This is a genomic window from Neisseria sp. P0021.S007, from assembly GCF_051956855.1.
This window is the reverse complement of the sequence record NZ_JBQCXA010000001.1, coordinates 564,279-588,560: the sequence shown is the minus strand read 5'-3', so window position 1 is coordinate 588,560 and position 24,282 is coordinate 564,279. Positions and strand designations below refer to the sequence as shown.

The window sequence follows — 24,282 nt, the reverse complement described above, 5'->3', positions numbered from 1 at the left end:
CAACATTTCAAGTATAAATTCACAAGCAAAATTGCATTTTTCAGGTATAATAATGGATTCCCCAACTGCATTTTGTGAGCTGAATCCATGTCTGTTGTTCTGCCCTTGCGCGGTGTAACCGCCCTTTCCGATTTCCGTGTTGAAAAACTCTTTCAAAAAGCAGCCGCACTCGGCCTGCCCGAAGTCAAATTAAGCAGCGAATTTTGGTATTTTGTCGGTAGCGAAAAAGCACTTGATGCCGCGACAGTCGAAAAACTGCAAGCCTTACTGGCGGCGCAAAGCGTTGAACAAACGCCCAAAGCGCGCGAGGGCTTGCATTTATTTTTGGTAACGCCCCGTTTGGGCACCATTTCGCCTTGGGCTTCCAAAGCAACCAATATCGCCGAAAACTGCGGTCTGGAAGGCATTGAGCGTATTGAACGCGGCATGGCCGTATGGTTGGAAGGTGCGCTTACCGACGGGCAAAAACAACAATGGGCAGCCCTGTTGCACGACCGCATGACCGAAAGCGTGTTGACCGACATCGATGCAGCGGCGCAACTGTTCCACCACATCCAATCGGAAACCTTCTCCAGCGTAGATGTTTTGGGCGGCGGTAAAGAGGCTTTGGTCAAAGCCAATACCGAAATGGGCTTGGCGCTTTCAGCCGACGAAATCGATTATCTGGTTGAAAACTATCAGGCTTTAAACCGCAATCCGTCCGATGTTGAATTGATGATGTTCGCTCAGGCAAACAGCGAACACTGCCGCCACAAAATCTTCAACGCCGATTTCATCCTCAACGGCGAAAAACAACCGAAATCCCTTTTCGGCATGATTCGCGACACGCACAACGCGCATCCCGAAGGCACAGTCGTTGCCTATAAAGACAATTCGTCCGTGATCGAAGGCGCAAAAATCGAGCGTTTCTATCCGAATGCGGCGGAAAATCAAGGCTATCGTTTCCACGAAGAAGATACCCATATCATCATGAAAGTGGAAACGCACAACCACCCGACCGCCATCGCTCCGTTTGCGGGCGCGGCAACGGGTGCGGGCGGCGAAATCCGTGATGAAGGCGCAACAGGCAAAGGTTCGCGTCCGAAAGCGGGCTTGACCGGATTTACCGTCTCCAACCTGAATATCCCGGGCCTGGAGCAGCCTTGGGAACAAGCCTACGGCAAACCCGGCCATATTGCTTCCCCTTTAGACATCATGATCGAAGGCCCGATCGGTGGCGCAGCGTTCAACAACGAATTCGGCCGCCCGAACCTCTTGGGCTACTTCCGCACTTTTGAAGAAAAATTTGACGGTCAGGTTCGCGGCTATCACAAACCGATTATGATTGCCGGCGGTTTGGGCAGCATTCAGGCACAACAAACACACAAAGACGAAATCCCCGAAGGCGCCTTGCTGATCCAACTGGGCGGCCCGGGCATGCTCATCGGCTTGGGCGGCGGCGCGGCTTCTTCGATGAATACCGGAACAAACGACGCGTCTTTGGACTTCAACTCCGTACAACGCGGCAACCCTGAAATCGAACGCCGTGCGCAAGAAGTGATCGACCGCTGCTGGCAGCTTGGCGACAAAAACCCGATTATCTCCATCCACGACGTCGGTGCGGGCGGTCTGTCCAACGCCTTCCCCGAACTCGTCAACGATGCCGGACGCGGCGCGGTATTCAAGTTGCGCGAAGTGCCGCTGGAAGAACACGGCCTCAACCCGCTGCAAATCTGGTGCAACGAATCGCAAGAGCGTTATGTGTTGTCCATTTTGGAAAAAGATTTGGACACCTTCCGCGCCATCTGCGAACGCGAACGCTGCCCGTTTGCGGTAGTCGGTACAGCGACTGACGACGGCCATTTGAAAGTGCGCGACGACTTGTTCTCCAACAACCCTGTCGATTTGCCGTTAAACGTTTTGCTCGGCAAACCGCCCAAAACCACGCGCAGCGACAAAACAGTTACGCCGTCTGAAAAACCGTTTAACGCCGGCGATATCGACATTACCGAAGCCGCCTACCGCGTTTTGCGCCTGCCTACCGTAGCCGCCAAAAACTTCCTGATTACCATCGGCGACCGCAGCGTCGGCGGCATGACCCACCGCGACCAAATGGTCGGCAAATACCAAACCCCCGTAGCCGATTGCGCCGTTACCATGATGGGCTTCAACACCTATCGCGGCGAAGCAATGTCTATGGGCGAAAAACCGACCGTCGCCCTGTTTGACGCGCCTGCTTCGGGCAGAATGTGCGTCGGCGAAGCCATCACCAACATCGCGGCGGTCAACATCGGCGACATCGGCAACATCAAACTTTCCGCCAACTGGATGGCGGCGTGCGGCAACGAGGGCGAAGACGAAAAACTCTACCGCACCGTCGAAGCCGTCTCCCAAGCCTGTCAGGCATTGGATTTGAGCATTCCGGTAGGTAAAGACAGCCTGTCGATGAAAACCGTTTGGCAGGACGGCGAAGAGAAAAAATCCGTCGTCTCGCCGTTGAGCCTGATTATCTCCGCGTTCGCGCCAGTTCAAGACGTGCGCAAGACTGTTACGCCCGTATTAAAAGACAATGCCAATTCGTCCGTTATTCTGCTGATGATTGACTTAGGCAACAACAAGTGCCGTATGGGTGGTTCTGCACTGGCTCAAGTGTATAACCGAAGCGGCGGCGAAGCACCTGATATTAATGCAGGCCATCTGAAAGCGTTTTATCAGTTAATTCAGCAACTCGTTCAAGAAGATAAGTTGCTGGCCTACCACGACCGCAGCGACGGCGGTTTGTTTGTGACTCTGGCAGAAATGGCATTTGCTTCTCGCCGTGGCATGAATCTCGACCTGCTGACAATGGTAAGTAAAAATATTAACGTTCAAAACGAGTATTACTCGCCTCAAGAATGGCAAAAATTTGTCCTAACTACCCTGTTTAACGAAGAATTAGGAGCCGTTATTGCTGTTCACGCTGCCGACCACGAATATATTTTCAATTTGTGCGAGAAACTGAATCTCACGCTTCACCATTTGGGAGAGTTTGCCGACAGCGGCCATATGGTCATCAATGCAGGAGAAGAAATTTTCAATCAATCCCTTACCGACCTGCAACGCGCATGGCAGGAAACCAGCCACGCCATCCAACGCCTGCGCGATAACCCCGCCTGCGCAGACAGCGAGTTCGCCCTGATTGGCGACAATGAATGCAGCGCATTGTTTGCCGACGTGAAGTTCGACGTGAACGAAGACATCGCCGCGCCTTTCGTCAACAGCGGCGCGAAACCCAAAATCGCCATCCTGCGCGAACAGGGCGTGAACGGGCAAATCGAAATGGCCGCCGCCTTCACCCGCGCCGGTTTCGATGCCTACGACGTGCATATGTCCGACCTGATGGCAGGCCGCGTTAACCTTGCCGACTTCAAAATGCTGGCGGCGTGCGGCGGCTTCAGCTACGGCGACGTACTCGGTGCGGGCGAAGGCTGGGCGAAATCGATTCTGTTCCACCCTGCTCTGCGCGACCAATTTGCCGCCTTCTTTGCCGATCCGAACACGCTTACATTGGGCGTGTGCAACGGTTGTCAAATGGTCAGCAACCTTGCCGAGATTATCCCGGGCGCAGAAACATGGCCGAAGTTCAAGCGCAACCTGAGCGAACAGTTTGAAGCGCGCCTGAGCATGGTTCATGTTCCGAAATCCGCGTCGCTGATTCTGAACGAAATGCAAGGCTCCAGCCTGCCTGTCGTGGTCAGCCACGGCGAAGGCCGCGCTGACTTCGCGCTTCACGGCGGCAATATTTCCACCGATTTGGGCATTGCGCTGCAATATGTGGACGGTCAAAACCAAGTGACCCAAACTTATCCGCTCAACCCCAACGGCTCGCCACAAGGCATTGCCGGCGTGACCAACACCGACGGCCGCGTTACCATCATGATGCCGCATCCGGAACGCGTGTACCGTGCCGCGCAAATGAGCTGGAAACCGGAAGACTGGACGGAACTGTCTGGCTGGTATCGCCTCTTTGCCGGCGCAAGAAAAGCTTTGGGCTAATGAAAAGCTTGATTTGATCAGGCTTTAAGCAAGGCCGTCTGAAACAGGAAAGGCAAAATTTTCCGCCTCCTGTTTTCAGACGGCCTTTAAGTTTACTTTATTTATAGAAACCGGCTGCCGTCATTCTGTATTTCCCTCTTTTAAACTATAATCAACATATTCAGACGGCCTTTCCCGACATTATGACTCGACAAGCCTTTATCCTCAGCGATTGCGAATTTTCCGAATGCGGCGAAAAGCCTTACGCCCTATTGACCGCGAATCCGACTAAGGAGCACCACTTCGTCGCCCAGACCGAGCAGCGACAGCACGCGCATAATCCGCAGGTCAGCCCGCAGAATCAGAATGTTTACAAGCTACCCTTATCCATGTTCCATCCTGGCGAAAAAGCCCGCAGCAAAGAACAAAACCGCAGCGAAGCGATAAGCGTCAACATCATCGGCAACTTGGCGGCGAAAAACCTCTATACGCTGACCTTTGTCGAAGACTCCGCCAACCAATACAATCTGGAAAGCTGGTTCAACCGTCATGAAAGCGGCTACGAAGATGCCTGCAACCATCTGCGCACCCTGCCTGCAGGCCGTCTGAAAATACCTACGGCAAATGCCGATACCGTCAAAGTACCGGATGCCTTGTGGCGGATATTGCGGCTGAAATTCCTCGGCATTCTGCGCAATCCGCACAACCATAAAAACCTGTTTGCCCACCGCCTGCACCAAACGCTTCGGGCGCGGCTGCCGGAAGTCGGTTTTGAATTTGTCCGCTTGATCAGCAAACGCGACCCCAAGCGCATCGAAGCCATTATGCAGGACTACCGTTTTTCCTTTCTCGGCTATGTCGATTGGCTGGGCGGTCTTTACGGTATGTTGAGCGAAGGCGTGGCGCAGCCGTCGTTGTTTGAACGGCTGTTTTGCAATATCTTTGCCGAACCCGAAGCCGTGAAAATCGAATTGTTCCGCTATCTGGAAAACACGGGGCTGTGCCTGTTTGGCGACAGCAGTTTCTGCCTGCAAGCCTCATCCAAGCTATTCAGCATCGGCGTTAATATCTCGCACGATATGTTTGCCATCGTTCATCTGCAAGCTGACCGTTGGCACGCGTTTAAAAACACCTTTCATCACGACGCGCCCAAACTGCAAGGCCAAGTGCGGATTGTCGACGGCGACCAAACCCAAAGATTGCTGTTCAACCGACTGTGCATCCAGCAAGCCCATGAAGCCGTGTTCGGCCAAAGCCCGAATATCAAAGATTATTTAGAGGCCGTCTGAAACCCCAAACCAGAAGAAAGCATATGAAAATCACACCAATCCAAGCCCTAAACGACAACTACATCTGGATGATTCAAGAAGGCAACCATGCCGTCTGCGTCGATCCGTCCGATGCCACGCCGGTCTTAAAATTCCTTGTGCACAACCACTTGATGCTGGCGCAAACATGGATTACCCACCCGCACCCAGACCATACCGGTGGCGCAAAAGCGCTGCACAACGGCTTCTTAGAATCCCCAATCTATGGCGAAAGCGACATCGACGTGGCGACGCATACCGTCACCGCAGGTACGCAGTTCCCGTTTGGCGAAGGCTTGGTTACCGTTTGGGCGACCCCCGGCCATACCGACCGCCACATCAGCTATCTACTGGAAAATTCAGACGGCCTGCACGTTTTCTGCGGCGATACCTTGTTCTCCGCCGGTTGCGGCCGCGTATTTACCGGCACAATCGAGCAGCTTTACGACAGTTTCCACCGATTCAACCAGCTGCCCGAAGAAACGCTGTTTTATCCGGCGCACGAATACACCGCCTCCAACCTGCGTTTTGCCCAGCATATCGAACCGGACAATGCCGACATTCAGACGGCCTTGACCGCAGCCGAACACACGCCGACACTGCCTGTCAGCCTGGCGCACGAGCGCAAAGTCAACCCATTTTTCCGCATATACCTGCCACAAGTTCAAGCACGTGCCGAAGAATTGAGCGGACGAAAATTAAACAGCGAACTCGAAGTCTTCGCCGCTTTGCGTGAATTGAAAAATCAATTTTAATTGGGCTTAGTCCCTAATAAATAAGGCCGTCTGAACAATATCTGTTCAGACGGCCTTTATTATTTAGGGATTATTCCCACTCAATTGTGGCAGGCGGTTTACCGCTGACATCATAAACCACGCGGTTGATGCCTTTGACTTCGTTAATGATGCGGTTGGAAACGCGGCCGAGCAGCGAGTAAGGCAGCTCTGCCCAGTGCGCAGTCATAAAGTCGCTGGTAATCACGGCACGCAAGGCAACGACGTAATCGTAAGTACGGCCATCACCCATCACGCCGACGGATTTCACAGGCAGGAATACGGCAAAGGCTTGGCTGGTCAGGTCATACCAAGATGTGCCGTTTTCATCGGTAGTATTGCGCAATTCTTGAATGAAAATATCGTCTGCTTGACGGAGCAAGTCGGCGTATTCTTTTTTCACTTCGCCCAAGATACGCACGCCCAAACCGGGGCCCGGGAACGGATGACGGTACACCATTTCACGCGGCAGACCCAAAGCGACGCCCAATTCGCGCACTTCGTCTTTGAACAAATCACGCAAAGGCTCAAGCAGCTTGAGCTTCATGTTTTCAGGCAGGCCGCCGACGTTGTGGTGGGATTTGATGGCGTGGGCTTTTTTGGTTTTTGCGCCTGCGGATTCGATTACGTCAGGGTAAATCGTACCTTGCGCCAACCATTTGGCGTTAGTGAGTTTTTTCTCTTCAGCATCGAATACTTCGATAAATTCCGCACCGATGATTTTGCGTTTTTTCTCCGGATCGGTCACGCCGGCAAGTTTCGCCAAAAACTGCTCTTCTGCATCAACGTGAATCACGCGTACGCCCAAGTTGCGGGCAAACATATCCATCACCATTTTGCCTTCGTTCAAACGCAACAGACCGTGGTCAACAAACACGCAGGTCAGTTGGTCGCCGATAGCGCGGTGAATCAGTGCGGCCGCTACGGAAGAGTCCACGCCGCCGGACAAACCCAAAATCACTTCGTCACTGCCAACTTGTTCGCGGATTTTGGCAACGGCTTCCTCGATGTAGTTCGGCATGGTCCAGCTTGGTTGTGCGCCGCAAATATCCAAGACAAAGCGGTTCAACAACGCGCGACCTTGCTTAGTGTGGGTCACTTCAGGGTGGAATTGGATGCCGTAGAATTGTTTCTCAGCGTTTTCCATCATGGCAATCGGGCAAGACGGGGTATCGCCGATAACAGAGAAGCCGGTAGGCAGTTTGGAAACTTTATCGCCATGGCTCATCCATACGTCGAGCGTGTTTGGCGCATCGTCTTGAATGCCGCGTGTCAGCTCGCTGTCGATGGTTTTAACTTGTGCATAACCGAATTCGCGTTGGTTGCCCGGGGTAACTTCGCCGCCCAAGTGGTGCGCCATAAATTGCATGCCATAGCAAATGCCCAAGACCGGAATGCCCAAATCAAAAATGCCGGTATCGGCTTGATAATCGGATTCGTAAACGGAATTAGGGCCGCCGGAGAGGATGATGCCTTTCGGATTGAAAGCTTTGATTTCTTCCAAAGGCATGTCAAAAGAATGCAGTTCGCAGTAAACGTGGGCTTCGCGCACGCGGCGGGCGATCAGCTGGGTAACTTGCGAGCCGAAGTCGAGAATAAGGATTTTGTCTTGAGTCATGGCGGAAACTTTGCAAAATGTAAGAAAACGGTGCGGCCGGGAGGATAAATTTCAAATTTAAACCACAATAAAAAAGGCCGTCTGAAACGGCGAGATTATACCATTGTTCAGACGGCCTTTATAGGGCAAAACCCAAATCTCTCATCTTTCTATTTTGTGTGTTTCTCAGGAATCATGTCGCTGCGCGAGAGCAACAGCAGGCAACCCAACACGACCATGCCGATGGCCAGCAACGGCGAGAGGTAAATCCAGTAGCTCATGTGCAGATAAATGGCTGTACCGATATAAACCAGCATCGGGCCGGAAACGATGGACTGTTTGTTGATGCCGTCCATAATCAACACGGCAAGGCCTAAAATAATTAATGCGCCGGCAATCATTGTCGATGTCGCAGGCAAAATATCCGTAGCGCGTAAAAACCAAATCGCGCCAAAGATAATCAAAAACAGAGGCAGAAAAAGTGAGGGGCGGGACATAATAACGCTCCGTAAAGGTTTCAGACGGCCTGTATTATTGGGTGCGTCGGCCATGCAGGCAAGATATAAAAATGCAATCTTGTGTGTAATTATGCAAAGGTTGGCTCAACCAAAAGGCCGTCTGAACAGCGGCAAACCGAAATCAAATATTTCAATTTATCCCGTTCCAGATGGCCTTTCAAATCATCAGGCTTTGCCGGTGCTGCCGAATCCGCCTTCACCGCGCTCGCTGGCGGCAAACTCGTCCACGACTTTAAACGCGGCTTGGACAACTGGCACAATCACCATTTGCGCGATGCGCTCCATCGGCTCGATGGTAAACGCTTCTTTACCACGGTTCCACAGAGAAACCTTCAATTCGCCTTGATAATCCGAGTCAATCAAACCGACCAAATTGCCCAAAACAATACCGTGCTTATGACCCAAGCCGGAACGCGGCAACAAAACGGCTGCATACGCAGGGTTGGCCAAATGCACCGCCAAACCGGTCGGCACGAGATACACATCGCCCGGCTGCAATACAACAGCTTCATCCAGGCAGGCACGCAAGTCCAAACCGGCAGAACCGGGCGTTGCATAAGCAGGCAGGGAATCGGCCATTTTCGGATTTAAGATTTTCAGTTCGACTTCGGTTTGCATGACAGGACTCCGTATTGTTCTATATTGGAAAGGGCTACGATTATACACAAATGCCCTTGAGGCCGTCTGAAAAAACGGGGTATGATTCAGTCAAACCTAAGGAGAAAAATCATGGAACTGCACAATATCCGCGAAGATTACAGCAAACGCGAGCTGTCGGAAGCCGAATGCCACGCCGACCCGATTGTCCAATTCGAGCAATGGCTGAACGAAGCGATTCACGCCGAAGTCAACGAGCCGACAGCGGTCAATGTTGCCGCCGTAGGCGAAGACGGCAGGCCCAACAGCCGTATGGTACTGCTGAAAGAAGTCAACCCCAAAGGCTTTGTTTTCTTTACCAATTACCACAGCCGTAAAGGACGCTCCTATACGGCACACCCTTTTGCCGCCATGACTTTTTTCTGGCCGGAACTCGAACGCCAAGTGCGCATTGAAGGACGCATTGAAAAACTCGATGCCGCCGCTTCGGACGAATATTTTGAAAGCCGCCCGTATACCAGCCGTATCGGCGCATGGGCAAGCGCGCAAAGCGAAGTGATTTCCAGCAAAACCGTATTGGTGGCCAAGGCCGCGGCCGTCGGTGTCAAACATCCCCTGCATGTTCCCCGCCCGCCGCATTGGGGCGGATACCTCGTTATTCCCGACCGTATCGAATTCTGGCAAGGCCGCCCCAGCCGCCTGCACGACCGCATCCAATACCGCCTGGTTGACGGCAACTGGATACGCGAACGCCTTTCGCCATAATTTTCGGATTTTCAAACAAAAATTTACTGGTTGAGTTACAATACAGCCTTTCATCGGCAGGCCGTCTGAATCTGATTTTCAGACGGCCTTTTCCCCCAATCCAACCCCTGCCGCAACTGCCGCAGAAGAACCGCTTTTTCAAGCGAGTTAGGAAAAATCATGTCCAAACAGCCTTCCAGCAAACGCCAATGGCGCGACGGCGTATCATCTACCGCCAAAAAACCTTCCAAACCGGTCAAATCCTTTGCCAATAAAAAACGTCCAGACGACGAGCGCAAAACATCAGGCAAACCTTACGGCCAAAAAGTTTCAGACGGCCCCAAAGCTCAAAATACCGCACCTAAACAACGTGCTGCCAAAGCCAAAAAACTGGTGGTCCGCAACCCAAACCAAAAAATCATGGAGCACGCCCGCGATTTGAAAGAACGCCGCAGCGACCTTTCCCGCTTCGAACCCGAGCGCCTGCAAAAAGTCCTGGCCGCTTCCGGCGTCGGCTCACGTCGTGAAATGGAAGAATGGATTAGCAACGGCTGGGTAACGGTCAACGGCCGCGTAGCCCAACTGGGTGAAAAAGTCACGCCCGACGATCATGTTACCGTCAAAGGCAGCATCATCAAACTCAAATGGGCAGACCGCCTGCCACGCATCATCCTCTACTACAAACAAGAAGGCGAAATTGTTTCCCGCGACGACCCGCAAGGCCGTGTCAGCATTTTCGATCGCCTGCCGCAAGCAGCCAGCAGCCGCTGGGTAGCCATCGGCCGTTTGGACATCAATACCAGCGGCCTTTTGATCCTGACCACCTCAGGCGAACTTGTTCAACGCTTTGCCCACCCCAGCTTTGAAGTCGAACGCGAATACGCCGTACGCGTATTGGGCGAGTTGACCACCGAACAAATGCGCGTCCTGACCGAAGAAGGCGTGATGCTCGAAGACGGTTTGGCAAAAGTCGAACGCATCTACGAACAAGGCGGCGAAGGGGCAAACAAATGGTATAACGTCGTCATCAAAGAAGGCCGAAACCGCGAAGTACGTCGCATTTTTGAAAGCCAAGGCCTGACCGTCAGCCGCCTTGTCCGCGTAGGCTTCGGCCCCATCGGCCTGCCAAACCGCCTAAAACGCGGCCAGTTCTACGAACTCAATCCGGCAGAAGTCGCCAACATCATCAAATGGGCAGATATGCTGCTGCCAGGCGAACGTCGCCGGAAGAAAAGTTAATGTAAGATAATTCGGGGCTGAGGCCTTTACAAAATCGTCTCAGCCCGACAAAATCTTGCCCAAGTCATAAACATAGTGGGTTAAGTTTAAACCAGTACCGCATTACTCCGCCTTGTCCTGATTTAAACTTAACCCACTATTCACACATTAAAATTCAAAAAAAGTAACTCAGCGCCAGCGTTAACTCTGCCAATACACTGCCATCAACACTTTTAACAATCAGCATGTGATATTTCCCAGGAGCTTAAATCATGCCCCGTTTCTTCCTGAAAACCATTTCCATACTCACTTTAGCGGCTTTGACTGCGTGTTCCGGTCCACTCGACCGATCAGACTCGTCAACCGAAAATCTTCAGGGCGCACCGGACTCAACATTGCCTGCTGCTGCCGTTGCTGAAGAAAATCTGTCTCTTACAGAAAACACTGAACGCTACCAAGAACAACCTGACCAACCGGTTAAATCCGTTGCTCAAGAACCTGTTTCCACATTCAGCATCGATGTCGATACCGGCAGCTACGCCAACGTCCGCCGATTTCTGAACAGCGGCGAACAGCCGCCTACAGATGCTGTACGAATTGAGGAAATCATCAATTACTTCCCTTATAACTATCCACTGCCTACTGACGGCCGTCCATTTGCCGTTCACACTGAAACCATTGATTCTCCATGGCAACCGGAAGCCAAGCTGATCAAAATCGGTATCCAAGCACAAGACACGGCAAAGAAAGATCTTCCGCCTGCCAATCTTGTGTTCCTCGTGGACGTATCCAGCAGCATGGATGAAAAAAATAAACTTCCGTTGGTTCAAAAAACGCTGCAGATCTTGACCCAACAATTACGTCCTCAGGACAAAGTTACCCTGATTACCTATTCATCAGGCGAAGAGCTGGTACTTCCGCCTACATCAGGTTCAGATAAAGAAACCATCCTGAAGGCCATCGACAAACTGAAAGCCGAAGGCTCGACTTCGGGCGAATCCGCTTTACGCATGGCCTACGAAGAAGCGCAAAAAGCCTTTGTACCCAACGGCATCAACCGTATCCTGCTGGCAACCGATGGCGACTTTAACGTTGGCGTATCTGATACCGAGACGCTCAAATCCATAGTTGCCGAAAAACGTAAAACCGGCGTTTCACTCAGCACGCTAGGCTTCGGTACAGACAATTACAACGAAGACATGATGGAACAAATTGCCGATGCAGGCGACGGCAATTACAGCTATATCGACAATGAAAAAGAAGCGAAAAAAGTTCTGCAGCAGCAACTGACTTCCACGCTTGCCACCGTTGCGCAAGATGTCAAAATCCAAGTCGAATTTAATCCTGCCACTGTCAAAGAATACCGCTTGGTCGGCTACACCAACCGCACCTTGCGCAATGAAGACTTCAACAATGACAAAGTAGATGCGGGCGATATCGGCTCAGGCCACAGCGTGACCGCCATCTATGAAATCATTCCGGCAGGCAAAAACGGCTGGCTGAACGAATCACGCTATCAAAAAGCCCCTGCCGTCAAAGGCAGTAAAAACGAATACGCCTTTGTCAAAGTACGCTACAAACTGCCCGGAGAAAAAGACAGCAAGTTGATGGAACAAGCAATTCCCGTTGGCAGCAAACTGCTGGAGCAAGCCGATAAAGACACCCTACTTGCCCTTGCCGCAGCTTCCTATGCCCAAGCCCTGCGCGGCGGTGAATACAACGGCAAACTGGGCTGGAGCGACATCGAAAAAATGGCGCAGCAAGTCCAAGGCAACGATCCGTTTGAACTGAAATCGGAATTTCTCCAATTGGTACGCATTGCCGCCGGTAGCGAAAAGAAATCAGGTCCTTTGGTTAAAGAATAAAACCTGAAAAAGGCCGTCTGAAAAATATTCAGACGGCCTTTTAATTAAACTTTTTATTTTTCCGATTTCAACACCCGTTGACGGCGGGTTTCACTCAATACCATGCCCGCGCTGACGGAAACGTTCATGCTTTCTACCGTGCCAAACATCGGAATCGATACCAGCATATCGCAATGCTCGCGCGTCAGGCGGCGCATGCCTTCGCCTTCATTGCCCATTACCCAAGCCACGCTGTCAGGCAGGTCGCAGTGGTAAAGGTCGGAGTCGCCGCCCATGTCTGTGCCGACAATCCAAATGCCGTATTCTTTCAATTCACGCAAAGTACGGGCAAGATTGGTTACGGTAATATACGGCACAGTTTCCGCCGCGCCACAGGCAACTTTGCTGACGGTCGCATTCAGGCCGGCGCTTTTGTCTTTGGGCGCAATCACGGCATGTACACCCATCGCATCGGCAGTACGCAGGCACGCGCCAAGGTTGTGCGGGTCGGTAATACCGTCTAATACCAGCAAAAACGGCGGTTCGCTCAGGTTTTCCAACACATCTTCCAAATGAACATGGTTTTTGGAAGCATCGATAAATCCGACCACGCCCTGATGACGCGCCCCTTTGCTGATGGCATTCAGGCGGTCGGCATCAGCAAAATGCACGCGTACGTTTTCAGAGGCCGCTTTATCCAATACATCGCGGGTGCGCGCATCAGATTTGCCCTCTTGGATATAGAGTTCGGTAATCGATTTCGGGTTTTGCCACAAACGGGCATTGACGGCGTGAAAGCCATAGATGAGTCGTTGGTTTGCCATGTTTTTGCTTTATCAAAAAATTTAGATGGCCATTATAACAAGTAAGGCCGTCTGAAAATTTTTTATTTCATCAAATAACCGAGTATGCCCGAAGTGCCAACGCCGATTAATACCGTCACCAACATCGAAAACCGGCTGGCCACCAATACCGTCAAAGCAATGGCAATCAACTCATGCGGTTTGTCCGACACAAAATAAGGCGCAATTACAGAAATCAACACGCAGCCCGGCGCAGCCTCCATCACCACTTGCGCGCGACGGCTCAACATACGGTTGCGCAATGCAAAAAAGCCGATTAATCGGGTTGAATAAGTAACGGCCAACATGCTTAAAAACAGCAAAAACGATTGCAGCGACAACAAATCCTTCATTTTTGCTCTCCCCACACATACGCCGCCAACAAGCCCGACAACGTCCCGGCCGGAACATACCATGCGCCATCCACGGTCAAATAAGTTGCGCACGCCACAATCAAGCTGACAAACCAAGGGCGTGAAGCCGCAAAGCTCTTCCACATACCGCGCAGCAACACTAAAAACACCGCAGGAAACGCCATGCCGAAGCCCCAAGCCGCCACATCGCCGAACATCGGGCCGACTGCCGCGCCAAACGCCGCAAAACCAATCCACGTTACATACAAAATAAAACACACGCCGGCATAAAACGGCATATTGAATGCAGGCAAACCTGCCGCCTTACGCTTTTGAATTTCAGCAAATGCCATTGCCCAGCTTTCATCACACATAAAAAACAGCGCGGGCATCGCCTTTTTCAGCGGCATATCCCTCATATACGGCGCAATCGCCGCACCCATCAGGATATGGCGCGAATTAATCATAAACGTAACTGTTGCAATCAGCATAATTGGCAAAGGATTTGCCCACAAATTGACTGCGGCAAATTCCGAACCTCCGGCAAAGTTCATGCCCGTCATCAACAGCATTTCCAGCCAGCTCATGCCCTTTTGCCCGCCCTGCATGCCCAAAATCAGCGCCCACGGCAACAAGCCGATCAGCATGGGGGAACATTCTTTGATACCGCGCAGAAATTCCGATTGAGGAGAAGCAGTGTGATTCATTTTGATTGAAACGGTTTATTAAAAAGAAGCGACGTATTATAAAGCAGGCCGTCTGAACAAGGGTATAATACGGAAAAATTAGATTTATTTACGGAAACCAATATGACCCACACCGTCCATCTGCAGTTTGAAGAAATTGACAATACCGTGTTGCAACGCCTGTGCGGCGCGCTCGACAGCAATCTCGAAGCCTTAGGTAAAGCCCTTGATATCCAAATCAGCCGCCGCTTCGAACATTTCACCTTCATGGGCGAACTGGCACACGCCGGCCGCCGTGCCTTGCTGTCGCTTGCCGAAGCCGCAGAAAAAGGCGACTTAGACGACAACGCCATCAGCCTAGCGGCCGTTGAAGCCAAAACCGCAGATGAAAAACACGAAGAGAAACACCACGACCAACAATACTATTTCCGCACCAAACGCGGCAGCATCGGCGGCCGCACCCCGCGCCAAAACGGCTATATCCGCGCCTTGCTCAACCACGATGTCGTGTTCGGCTTAGGCCCTGCCGGTACGGGTAAGACCTATCTTGCCGTTGCCGCCGCCGTCGATGCCATGGAAAAACATCAAATCGAACGCATCGTTTTGGTGCGCCCAGCAGTCGAAGCAGGCGAAAAATTAGGCTTCCTGCCGGGCGATTTGGCGCAAAAAGTCGATCCCTACCTGCGACCGCTTTACGATGCGCTTTACGATTTGATGGGTTTCGACCGTGTAACCAAACTGATGGAAAAAGGTTTGATTGAAATTGCGCCGCTGGCCTATATGCGCGGCCGCACCTTAAATGGCGCGTATGTCATTTTGGACGAAGCGCAAAACACTACGCCCGAACAAATGAAAATGTTCCTGACCCGTATCGGCTTCGGTGCCAAAGCAGTCATTACCGGCGACATCAGCCAAATCGACCTGCCGCGCAACATCAAATCCGGCTTGAAAGATGCACGCGAAAAACTGCGCGATGTAGAAGGCCTGTATTTCCACACCTTCACCAGCGAAGACGTCGTCCGCCATCCTTTGGTGCAAAAAATCGTCGAAGCCTATGAAGCTGCCGAAGAACAAGCCGAAAAGAAAAACGGCGAATAATCTTTTCAAACACTTAAGGCCGTCTGAAAATCAAATTTCAGACGGCCTTACTACATCATTCTCCCCATAATACTGCTATAATCCGAAAATCAAGTAAAACAACGACTTCAAAAGGAAAAATATGACCCTCAAGCCACCCGTCCGAATTGCCGTTACCGGCGCGGCAGGCCAAATCGCCTACGCCACCCTCTTCCGTATCGCCGGCGGCATCATGCTCGGACGCGACCAACCCGTTATCCTACAGCTGCTCGACCTGCCGCAGGCACAACAGGCATTGCGCGGCGTGATTATGGAAATGCAGGATTGCGCCTTCCCGCTCCTTGCCGACATCTTCGCCACAGACGACCCCGAAGTCGCCTTCAAAGATGCCGACATCGCCCTCTTGATTGGAGCGCGCCCGCGTACGCAAGGCATGGAGCGCGCCGACTTGCTGCACGCCAATGGCGAAATTTTCAAAGTACAAGGCGCGGCGTTGAACAAAGTTGCCAATCGCAACGTTAAAGTCCTCGTTGTCGGCAACCCGGCCAATACCAACGCCTACATCGCCATGAAATCTGCACCCGACATCCCTCCGGAAAATTTTACCGCCCTGATGCGTCTCGACCATCACCGCGCCGTCAGCCAAATTGCCGAAAAAATCAACCGCCCGATTACTTCCATCGAGCAAATGTGTGTCTGGGGCAACCACAGCCCGACTATGTACGCCGACTACCGCTACGCCACCAGCAACGGCGAGTCCGTCCAAGACATGATTACCGAACCCGACTGGAACACCGAAGTCTTCATGCCGAAAATTGCCGGACGCGGTGCCGCCATTATTGCCGCACGCGGTTCATCATCCGCTGCCTCTGCCGCCAATGCCGCCATCTACCACCTGCGCGACTGGTTGCTCGGCAGCAGTGGTAAATGGATAACCATGGGCGTTCCATCCGACGGCTCTTACGGCATTCCCGAAGGTTTGATTTTTGGCTTCCCCGTCATTTGTGACGAAGGCAGCTACCGCATCGTCCAAGGCTTGGACTTGTCGGATGAATTCAGCCAAAAACGTATCGCCGCTACGCTGGCCGAATTGGAAGAAGAGCGTTCAGCCATCCAGGATCTACTCTAAAACAAAGGCCGTCTGAAAACCAAATTTCAGACGGCCTTTACTGTACAGCCTTATTCCGCCATATCAATACACAAATATTTCAATTCCAAATATTCGTCCACACCATATTTACTGCCTTCACGTCCCAAACCGCTGCGTTTTACGCCGCCAAACGGTGCTACTTCATTACTGATTAAGCCCGTATTGATGCCGACCATGCCGTATTCCAAGGCTTCGCCGACGCGCCATTGACGGGCGGTGTCAGAGGTAAAAAGGTAAGCTGCCAAACCGTATTCCGTATTGTTCGCAGCCTCGATAACTTCGGCTTCGGTTTCAAAACGGAACACCGGACACAAAGGTCCGAAGGTTTCCTCGCGAGCTACCGCCATTTGCGCCGTAACGCCGCTTAAAACAGTCGGCTCAAAAAATGTTCCGCCCAACGCGCTGCGTTTGCCGCCAGTCAGGCAAACCGCGCCTTTGGAGAGCGCGTCGGCGATGTGCTGCTCGACTTTCTCCACCGCTTTTTCCTCAATCAATGGCCCTTGGTTGACGCCTTCATCCAAGCCGTTGCCCAATTTGAGCGCAGCCACTTTTTCACTTAATTTGCTGCAAAATTCGTCGTAAATGCCGGATTGAGCGTAAACGCGGTTGGTGCAGACGCAGGTCTGACCGCTGTTGCGGAACTTGCTGGCCAGAGCGCCTTCAACGGCTTTGTCCAAATTGGCATCGTCAAACACGATAAACGGCGCATTGCCGCCCAGTTCCAAACTGAGTTTTTTAATGTCTGCCGCGCTGTCGGCAAAAATCTTCGCGCCGACTTCGGTTGAGCCAGTAAAGCTGATTTTGCGCACAGTCGGATTCGTGGCAAATTCATGGCTGATTTCCGAAGCACTACCGCTGACAACAGGCAACAAATCCTGCGGCACGCCGGCTTCATAAGCCAAAACGACCAATGCATACGCACTCAAAGGCGTGAGCGATGCAGGTTTAACTATCATCGCACAGCCCACCGCCAAAGCAGGCGCAGCCTTGCGCGCAATCATCGCAGACGGGAAGTTCCACGGCGTAATCGCAGCGGTAACGCCGACAGGCTGTTTCAGTACAACCAGTTTTTGCGACGCTTTCACACTTGTCAGCACATCGCCGTCAATCCGCCGCGCCTCTTCCGCAAACCAGCGCACAAACGAAGCCGCATAATCAATTTCACCACGCGCCTCAGTCAGGCTTTTGCCCTGCTCCATCGTCATGATACGCGCGAGTTCTTCTTTGTTTTCTTTAATCAAAAAATACCAGCGCCACAACACATCGGCCCGCTCCAACGCAGTTTTTGCCGCCCATAATTTTTGTGCCGCCTCTGCCTTTTGAATCAAAAGCTTCAGGCCGTCTGAATCAGTCTTACGGACAAACGCCAAAGCCTCACCTGTTGCAGGGTTATCAACTTTAATGGCATCTGGAATCGGAGAAAAGGAAATATCGGGATGATTGAGCAAACGTGCAAAATCTTTCATGAGAAACGACCTTTCTAAAACCGAGGATATACGTTCATTATCATATTCATACCATGAAAGCGCAACTGAATCGCAAAATAAGACAACAGCAAAGGTCGTCTGAATATCTTATAGCCGGCCTTTGCTTTAACGACATCATATCTATCTTAATAACGAATGAAATACGATTATTAATACCCTACCTCAAAAGGATAAGACACATGTATTACAACTATTTGCTATAATACAAAACTCATCTCGACCCTCATCTAAAATTCCATTTTCAGACGGCCTTTGTCTGTTTATAAGGCCGTCTGAAATATTTTCCGTCCATCCTCTTCTGCCGAACCATGATTCCATCTGATTTCATTGACGAGCTTTTGTCCAAAGTCGATATTGTCGATATTATCGACGAACAGGTTCCGCTGAAGAAAGGCGGGGCGAACTATATGGCCTGCTGTCCGTTTCATAAGGAAAAGACGCCATCGTTTTCGGTCAGCCCGACCAAGCAGTTTTACCATTGCTTCAGTTGCGGGGCTCATGGTTCGGCGATTGGTTTTGTGATGGAACATCAGGGGCTGTCGTTTCCGGAGGCGGTGCAGTTTTTGGCTGATCGCGTCGGTATGACAGTGCCTAAAGTTCGCGGGCAGGAAGACAACCCCGAAATCCGTGCCGAACGTAAAAAAAAGCAACAAACTTTGGAAGAAACGACGGCGGCGGCGGCGGATTTTTATGCGCAACAGTTGAAATTCAATCCGGTGGCGAAGGCTTATTTGGATAAGCGCGGCTTGAGTGCGGAAGTCATCGCGCATTATGGTTTGGGCTATGCGCCTGACGGTTGGCAACCTTTGGCGCAAGTATTCCAACCCTATCCGAATACTGCGTTAGTGGATACGGGTATGGTCATTGATAACGAAGGCAAACATTATGACCGCTTTCGCCATCGGGTTATGTTCCCCATCCGCAATCCTCGCGGACAGGTCATCGGCTTTGGTGGCCGCGTATTGGATGACTCCAAACCCAAATACCTGAATTCTCCCGATACCCCTTTGTTCGATAAAGGGAAAAACCTTTACGGGCTATATGAAGGGCGTGCTGCCGTAAAAGAGGCAGGACGGATTTTGGTGGTCGAAGGCTACATGGACGTGGTCGCATTGGCGCAGTTCGGCGTCGGCTACGGCGTAGCGGCTTTGGGTACGGCAACCACGGCGGAACACGTCAAAATCCTGATGCGTCAGGCCGACAGTATTTATTTTTGTTTTGATGGCGACAGCGCGGGACGTAAAGCGGCTTGGCGCGCGCTGGAAAATGCGTTACCGCAATTAAAAGACGATAAATCGCTGCATTTTCTATTCCTACCCGAAGAACACGACCCAGACAGCTACATCCGTGCCTATGGCAAGGCTCAATTTGAAGATGCCTTGTTAAACCAAAGCAAGCCCCTATCGGAATACTTTTGGGAACATCTTTCAGACGGCCTCAACCTCAATACGCAAGAAGGCAAAGCAGAATTGGTCAAAACCAGTTCTCCGCTTTTAGCGCAAATTACCGCGCCGGCATTGGGCTATCTCCTGAAACAAAAACTTAGTGAGTTGGTGGGTATTGATCCTGACAACCTCGCCCAGTTACTCGGACAAGAAGCGCCCAAGCGGCACGTCAAACAAAAAAGTTACAAACTGCCGCCTATTTCTGTCAAACAGCCAACCATGCTGACACTGGTTCAAAGACAGATACGAAGCCTCTTGATAAATCCGGCTTGGGCTTCATATATAGACCTGCCCGATTATCTGGCGTTAAGCGGCGATTTTGCCTGCCTTGCCAATTTGGCCGAAACCATCAAGCATCACGACACGACTCCTGCAACTGCACAAGTGTTTGAATATATGCGCGGTTCGCCCTATGAGGAAACCGTCAATCAAATCTTTTTATCGACCCTTCACTCTGAAGAAATGGAAGGGGATAACGAAGAAGATTGCGAAAGTTTCCAAATCGGCATGAAAAAGTTGTTAAATGAATTAAAATACAGTCAAATCGAAACTTTAAAGCAAAAAAGTATTCAAACTGGTTTGACTGAAAATGAAAAAAGACTATTGCTGTCGCTTTTGACGGCAAAGCAAAACTAACCCCTCAGGCCGTCTGAACAATCTAAACACACGCTGCGAAACATGACACGCAGAACACTCCATCTGTAATATTTTCAGACAGCCTCAGAGTATTAAAGTGAAATCTGATTTCACAACAAAAAGCTCTGCTCCGCCTTCAGGTACGGCCACATCACCGTAAACCGTCGGCATCCTATCAACCTAGAGAGCAATCCATGTCTAAAAACCAAAACTACGAAGAATACCAAGACCAAGATGACAACCGTCCCTTGAGTATCGAAGAGCAGCGCGCGCGTCTGCGCCAACTCATTATCATGGGTAAAGAACGCGGCTACATCACTTATTCTGAAATTAACGACGCTCTGCCCGACGATATGTCCGATGCCGAACAAATCGACAACATCGTCAGCATGATTTCCGGCTTGGGCATCCAAGTAACCGAGCAAGCCCCCGATGCTGAAGACATCCTCTTGAGCGACAACGCCGCCGCCATGACCGACGACGATGCTGTTGAAGAAGCCGAAGCAGCACTCTCCAGCGCAGATTCAGAATTCGGCCGCACAACCGACCCTGTGCGTATGTATATGCGTGAAATGGGGCAAGTCGATCTGTTGACGCGTGAAGACGAAATCATCATCGCCAAAAAAATCGAAAATGCACTGAAAAACATGGTGCAGGCAATCTCCGCCTGCCCGGGTTCGATTGCCGAAATTCTGGCGTTGATCGAGCAAGTCCGCAACGACGAAATCCGTGTGGATGAGGTCGTTGAAGCCATCATCGACCCTAATGAAGTTTTGTTGAACGAATTGGGCTTAGGTCATTTGGAAAATGCCAAACCTGATGATGAAGAAGGTGAAACCGATAGCGATGATGAAGATGGCGACGAGGAAGATGAAGACGATTCAGGTAACGACTCTGAAGCCATATCCGCCGCCCATTTAGCCGAACTGAAACAAAAAGTTTTGGAACACTTCGCCTTTATCGAGAGCGAATACGGCAAAATGATCAAGCAGTTGGAAAAACACGGCAGTCAGCACGCCAACTACCTGAAACACCGCGATGCCATTGCCAACAAACTGTTAGAAGTCCGTTTTGCCACACGTCAAATCGAAAATTTGAGCAGCAACCTACGCAGTCGCGTTGAAAACATCCGCAAACTCGAACGCGAAATCCGCGATATCTGTATCGACCGCGTACGTATGGAACGCGACTACTTCATCGAAAACTTCCTGCCTGCTATTACCGATTTGGAATGGGTTGAAAAAGAAGTAGCCAAAGGCCGTGTATGGGCAAACGCATTGGATCGTTTCCGCCACGCCATCCTAGAAAAACAAGCCGAGCTGGCCAATATGGAAACCGAAACCCGCATTTCCATCGAAGAGTTGAAAGAAATCAACAAAAACATGGTACTGAGCGAGAAAGAAACCTCAGCAGCCAAACAGGAAATGATTCAGGCCAACTTGCGTTTGGTTATTTCCATTGCCAAAAAATACACCAACCGCGGCTTGCAGTTCCTTGATTTGATTCAAGAGGGCAATATCGGTCTGATGAAAGCGGTGGACAAATTCGAATACCGTCGCGGCTACAAGTTCTCGACTTACGCCACATGGTGGATCCGTCAAGCGATTACCCGTTCCATCGCCGACCAAGCGCGTACCATCCGCATTCCGGTTCACATGATTGAAACCATCAACAAAATGAACCGTATCTCGCGCCAATACCTGCAAGAAACCGGTGAAGAACCTGATTCCGCCAAACTGGCCGAGTTGATGGAAATGCCGGAGGACAAAATCCGCAAAATCATGAAAATCGCCAAAGAGCCGATTTCCATGGAAACACCGATTGGCGACGACGACGATTCGCACTTGGGCGACTTCATCGAGGATGCCAACAACGTTGCGCCGGCAGAAGCTGCGATGTACACCAGCCTGCACGAAGTAACCAAAGAAATCCTCGAAAGCCTGACCCCGCGCGAAGCCAAAGTGTTGCGTATGCGTTTCGGTATCGATATGAATACCGACCACACTTTGGAAGAAGTCGGCAAACAATTTGACGTAACCCGCGAACGTATCCGTCAAATCGAAGCCAAAGCCCTGCGCAAGCTGCGCCATCCTACCCGCAGCGACCGCCTCCGCAGCTTCCTCGACAGCGAAGAAAACAAATCGTAAAAGCAAACCGCAGGTTGAAAGACCTGCGGTTTTTATTAAAATACAAAAAGGCCGTCTGAAAACCAAATCTCAAAAGATTTAATGGTTTCAGACGGCCTTAAATTTTATTCAGCCTCAGTGGTTTTCTTTTTTGGACGGCGGCGGCGACGTTTGGGTTTGCCGTCAGTTGATCCACTTTGTTTCTGACGTTTGCGCTCATTGGCCGCAGTCATTTGCTGACGGGTTTCCTCATCGGCATGCTGGAAAGTTGTCCACCAAGAAGCCATCTCTTTATCAACCTCGCCAACTTCGCTACGCAAAATCAGGAAGTCATAAGCGGCACGGAAACGGGCTTGAGCCAACAGACGATACGGGCGCGCACCGCGCATATTGTCGAATTGCGGCTGAAATTGCCAGATTTCACGCATGGTTGCAGAGAATCTTTGCGGTACGCCCCAACCTTTCTCCACCGTATCGCGCATGGTGTTCATCGCATCCATCAGCGCAGGGACAGGTTTTTGACCATGGCTTTGATTGCGTTGCCAAATGGCGTTTAGTGTCGGCCACAATACCGCCGCCAATACAAAACCGACAGAAACGGACTTATCCGCACGAAGACGCTCGTCGGTATTTTTCAAAGCCAACATAATCATACGTTTGTCGGCTGCTTCGGCAGTTTTCAAGGCATCTAAAAGCGGATGGATGCCTTCGGGAATACCCAACTCGTTCAACCGTTTCAAACAGGCACGGGAATGGCCGGAAAACAGGATTTTCATGATTTCGTCAAAAAGACGGGCCACCGGTTCATTTTTCAGACGGCCTGCGTATTCGGCAATCGGCAAAGCCGTTTGCTCTTCCACTTCAAAGCCCAACTTACCCGACAAACGGACGGCGCGAAGAATACGGACGGGATCTTCCTGATAGCGTTCAGCAGGATTACCTATCATCACCAATTTCTTATCGGCAACATCAGCCACGCCTTGATGGAAATCCCAAATTTCCTCTTTAATCGGGTCGTAATACAGCGCATTGCAAGTAAAATCGCGGCGCATGGCATCTTCTTCAATGCTGCCGTAAGTATTGTCCTTCATAATGCGGCCTTGCGCATTTTGCTGAACCTTATCGCCACCGCGAAACGTCGTCACTTCAATAGTTTCAGGACCAATCATCACATGAACGATTTGAAAGCGGCGGCCGATAATGCGGCTGCGGCGGAATATTTTACGGATTTGCTCCGGCGTGGCATCGGTTGCAATATCAAAATCTTTGGGTTCAACCCCGAGCAACAAATCCCGAACGGCTCCCCCTACAACATAAGCCTGAAAACCGGCTTCATGCAGGCGTTTGGCAATTTTCTCAGCGGCAAAGCTCAACATATCCGCATGGATACCATGTTGCTCAAGCGGAATAATCTCCTTTTCGGGCAACGACTTGACGTGTTTTTTAGGCAACACTTTATGCAGCCATTTTTTTAACATAAGCAGCTCTTTTCACGATAAAAAAGGCCGTCTGAAACTTGTCCGGCTTAAGCCTTTGCACAATATCCTGCCGTAGATTAAAGACAAAACATTGAGCAAAGGCTTCAGACAGCCTAAAAAAGACGTGCCATTATACCTTATGGAAGTTCGATTAATTAGCGTATTGGCAAAAAATATCGGCTATAATGACGGTCTGACAACGATTCAGGCAAAACATCATGTACCACTACAAATCCGAAGCTACCCAATTCCTCGACAAACTCATGTCCGACCATCCCGAATTAGAAGCGCAACGCCTCGAAAACCGCCATTTACTGTGGGATGTAACCCTTAATCCGGCCGAACAGGCTGAATTTGAAGCGGCCAAAGTCAACAAAAAACCTTACACCTACTATCAAGACTAACCCGTAT

Annotated in this window: 19 protein-coding genes; 11 read left to right on the top strand and 8 right to left on the bottom strand. The window is 51.0% G+C overall.

Annotation, left to right across the window (positions count from 1 at the left end):
• Positions 1-87: 87 nt before the first annotated feature.
• From purL to gloB, 3 genes are all read left to right on the top strand, one after another.
• Complete coding sequence (purL, locus tag ACTHUR_RS02800) at positions 88-4,014, top strand: phosphoribosylformylglycinamidine synthase (protein WP_049322085.1); 3,927 nt, start codon at positions 88-90, stop codon at positions 4,012-4,014.
• Between the two features lie 182 nt (positions 4,015-4,196).
• A complete protein-coding gene (locus tag ACTHUR_RS02795; protein ID WP_049322084.1) occupies positions 4,197-5,282 on the top strand; it encodes a hypothetical protein in 1,086 nt (361 codons plus the stop codon).
• A gap of 23 nt (positions 5,283-5,305) precedes the next feature.
• Positions 5,306-6,055 carry a hydroxyacylglutathione hydrolase gene (gene gloB / locus ACTHUR_RS02790; protein WP_440361112.1) on the top strand — a complete coding sequence of 250 codons (750 nt, stop codon included), beginning with the start codon at positions 5,306-5,308 and terminating at the stop codon, positions 6,053-6,055.
• A 70-nt stretch (positions 6,056-6,125) separates the two neighbouring features.
• Here the strand turns inward: gloB and guaA are convergent, their stop codons facing one another.
• The 3 genes from guaA to dut all read right to left on the bottom strand — a co-directional run bounded on the left by guaA (position 6,126) and on the right by dut (position 8,806).
• On the bottom strand, positions 6,126-7,691 hold the full coding sequence (guaA, locus tag ACTHUR_RS02785; protein WP_070461856.1) for a glutamine-hydrolyzing GMP synthase: 1,566 nt from the start codon (positions 7,689-7,691) through the stop codon (positions 6,126-6,128).
• Between the two features lie 149 nt (positions 7,692-7,840).
• Complete coding sequence (locus ACTHUR_RS02780) at positions 7,841-8,167, bottom strand: hypothetical protein (RefSeq protein ID WP_004464437.1); 327 nt, start codon at positions 8,165-8,167, stop codon at positions 7,841-7,843.
• Positions 8,168-8,353: 186 nt separating this feature from the next.
• Positions 8,354-8,806: a dUTP diphosphatase gene (dut, locus tag ACTHUR_RS02775; protein WP_003680707.1), complete on the bottom strand. Its 453-nt coding sequence runs from the start codon at positions 8,804-8,806 to the stop codon at positions 8,354-8,356.
• Between the two features lie 111 nt (positions 8,807-8,917).
• On the opposite strand from dut, the gene pdxH reads away from it, so the two are divergent.
• From pdxH to ACTHUR_RS02760, 3 genes are all read left to right on the top strand, one after another.
• A complete protein-coding gene (gene pdxH, locus ACTHUR_RS02770) occupies positions 8,918-9,550 on the top strand; it encodes a pyridoxamine 5'-phosphate oxidase (protein ID WP_440361113.1) in 633 nt (210 codons plus the stop codon).
• Between the two features lie 159 nt (positions 9,551-9,709).
• The gene (locus ACTHUR_RS02765) at positions 9,710-10,768 is read left to right on the top strand and encodes a pseudouridine synthase (RefSeq protein WP_440361114.1); all 1,059 of its coding nucleotides are present in this window, start codon (positions 9,710-9,712) and stop codon (positions 10,766-10,768) included.
• Positions 10,769-11,019: 251 nt separating this feature from the next.
• A complete protein-coding gene (locus ACTHUR_RS02760) occupies positions 11,020-12,612 on the top strand; it encodes a vWA domain-containing protein (RefSeq protein WP_440361115.1) in 1,593 nt (530 codons plus the stop codon).
• Positions 12,613-12,665: 53 nt separating this feature from the next.
• Here ACTHUR_RS02760 and rlmB read toward each other — a convergent pair whose 3' ends face one another.
• From rlmB to ACTHUR_RS02745, 3 genes are all read right to left on the bottom strand, one after another.
• Complete coding sequence (gene rlmB / locus ACTHUR_RS02755; protein WP_004520319.1) at positions 12,666-13,415, bottom strand: 23S rRNA (guanosine(2251)-2'-O)-methyltransferase RlmB; 750 nt, start codon at positions 13,413-13,415, stop codon at positions 12,666-12,668.
• Positions 13,416-13,477: 62 nt separating this feature from the next.
• Positions 13,478-13,786: an AzlD family protein gene (locus tag ACTHUR_RS02750; RefSeq protein ID WP_049335252.1), complete on the bottom strand. Its 309-nt coding sequence runs from the start codon at positions 13,784-13,786 to the stop codon at positions 13,478-13,480.
• A complete protein-coding gene (locus ACTHUR_RS02745; RefSeq protein WP_049335254.1) occupies positions 13,783-14,493 on the bottom strand; it encodes an AzlC family ABC transporter permease in 711 nt (236 codons plus the stop codon). The genes ACTHUR_RS02750 and ACTHUR_RS02745 overlap by 4 nt, the downstream gene beginning before the upstream one ends.
• Before the next feature lie 102 nt (positions 14,494-14,595).
• On the opposite strand from ACTHUR_RS02745, the gene ACTHUR_RS02740 reads away from it, so the two are divergent.
• Complete coding sequence (locus ACTHUR_RS02740) at positions 14,596-15,570, top strand: PhoH family protein (RefSeq protein WP_004520317.1); 975 nt, start codon at positions 14,596-14,598, stop codon at positions 15,568-15,570.
• 121 nt (positions 15,571-15,691) lie between these two features.
• Complete coding sequence (locus ACTHUR_RS02735; RefSeq protein WP_003680720.1) at positions 15,692-16,678, top strand: malate dehydrogenase; 987 nt, start codon at positions 15,692-15,694, stop codon at positions 16,676-16,678.
• A gap of 50 nt (positions 16,679-16,728) precedes the next feature.
• On the opposite strand, the gene ACTHUR_RS02730 is transcribed toward ACTHUR_RS02735, so the two are convergent.
• Positions 16,729-18,165, bottom strand: coding sequence for an NAD-dependent succinate-semialdehyde dehydrogenase (locus ACTHUR_RS02730; protein WP_004520316.1), 1,437 nt, complete (start codon positions 18,163-18,165; stop codon positions 16,729-16,731).
• Between the two features lie 329 nt (positions 18,166-18,494).
• Between ACTHUR_RS02730 and dnaG the strand changes: the two genes are divergently transcribed.
• Positions 18,495-20,267, top strand: a complete 1,773-nt coding sequence (gene dnaG, locus ACTHUR_RS02725) for a DNA primase (RefSeq protein ID WP_049335257.1) — start codon at positions 18,495-18,497, stop codon at positions 20,265-20,267.
• 194 nt (positions 20,268-20,461) lie between these two features.
• On the top strand, positions 20,462-22,414 hold the full coding sequence (gene rpoD / locus ACTHUR_RS02720; RefSeq protein ID WP_004520313.1) for an RNA polymerase sigma factor RpoD: 1,953 nt from the start codon (positions 20,462-20,464) through the stop codon (positions 22,412-22,414).
• Positions 22,415-22,518: 104 nt separating this feature from the next.
• On the opposite strand, the gene ACTHUR_RS02715 is transcribed toward rpoD, so the two are convergent.
• On the bottom strand, positions 22,519-23,871 hold the full coding sequence (locus tag ACTHUR_RS02715) for a polynucleotide adenylyltransferase PcnB (RefSeq protein ID WP_004520312.1): 1,353 nt from the start codon (positions 23,869-23,871) through the stop codon (positions 22,519-22,521).
• A 218-nt stretch (positions 23,872-24,089) separates the two neighbouring features.
• Between ACTHUR_RS02715 and ACTHUR_RS02710 the strand changes: the two genes are divergently transcribed.
• Complete coding sequence (locus ACTHUR_RS02710; RefSeq protein ID WP_004520311.1) at positions 24,090-24,275, top strand: DUF3460 family protein; 186 nt, start codon at positions 24,090-24,092, stop codon at positions 24,273-24,275.
• The last annotated feature ends 7 nt before the right edge of the window (positions 24,276-24,282 follow it).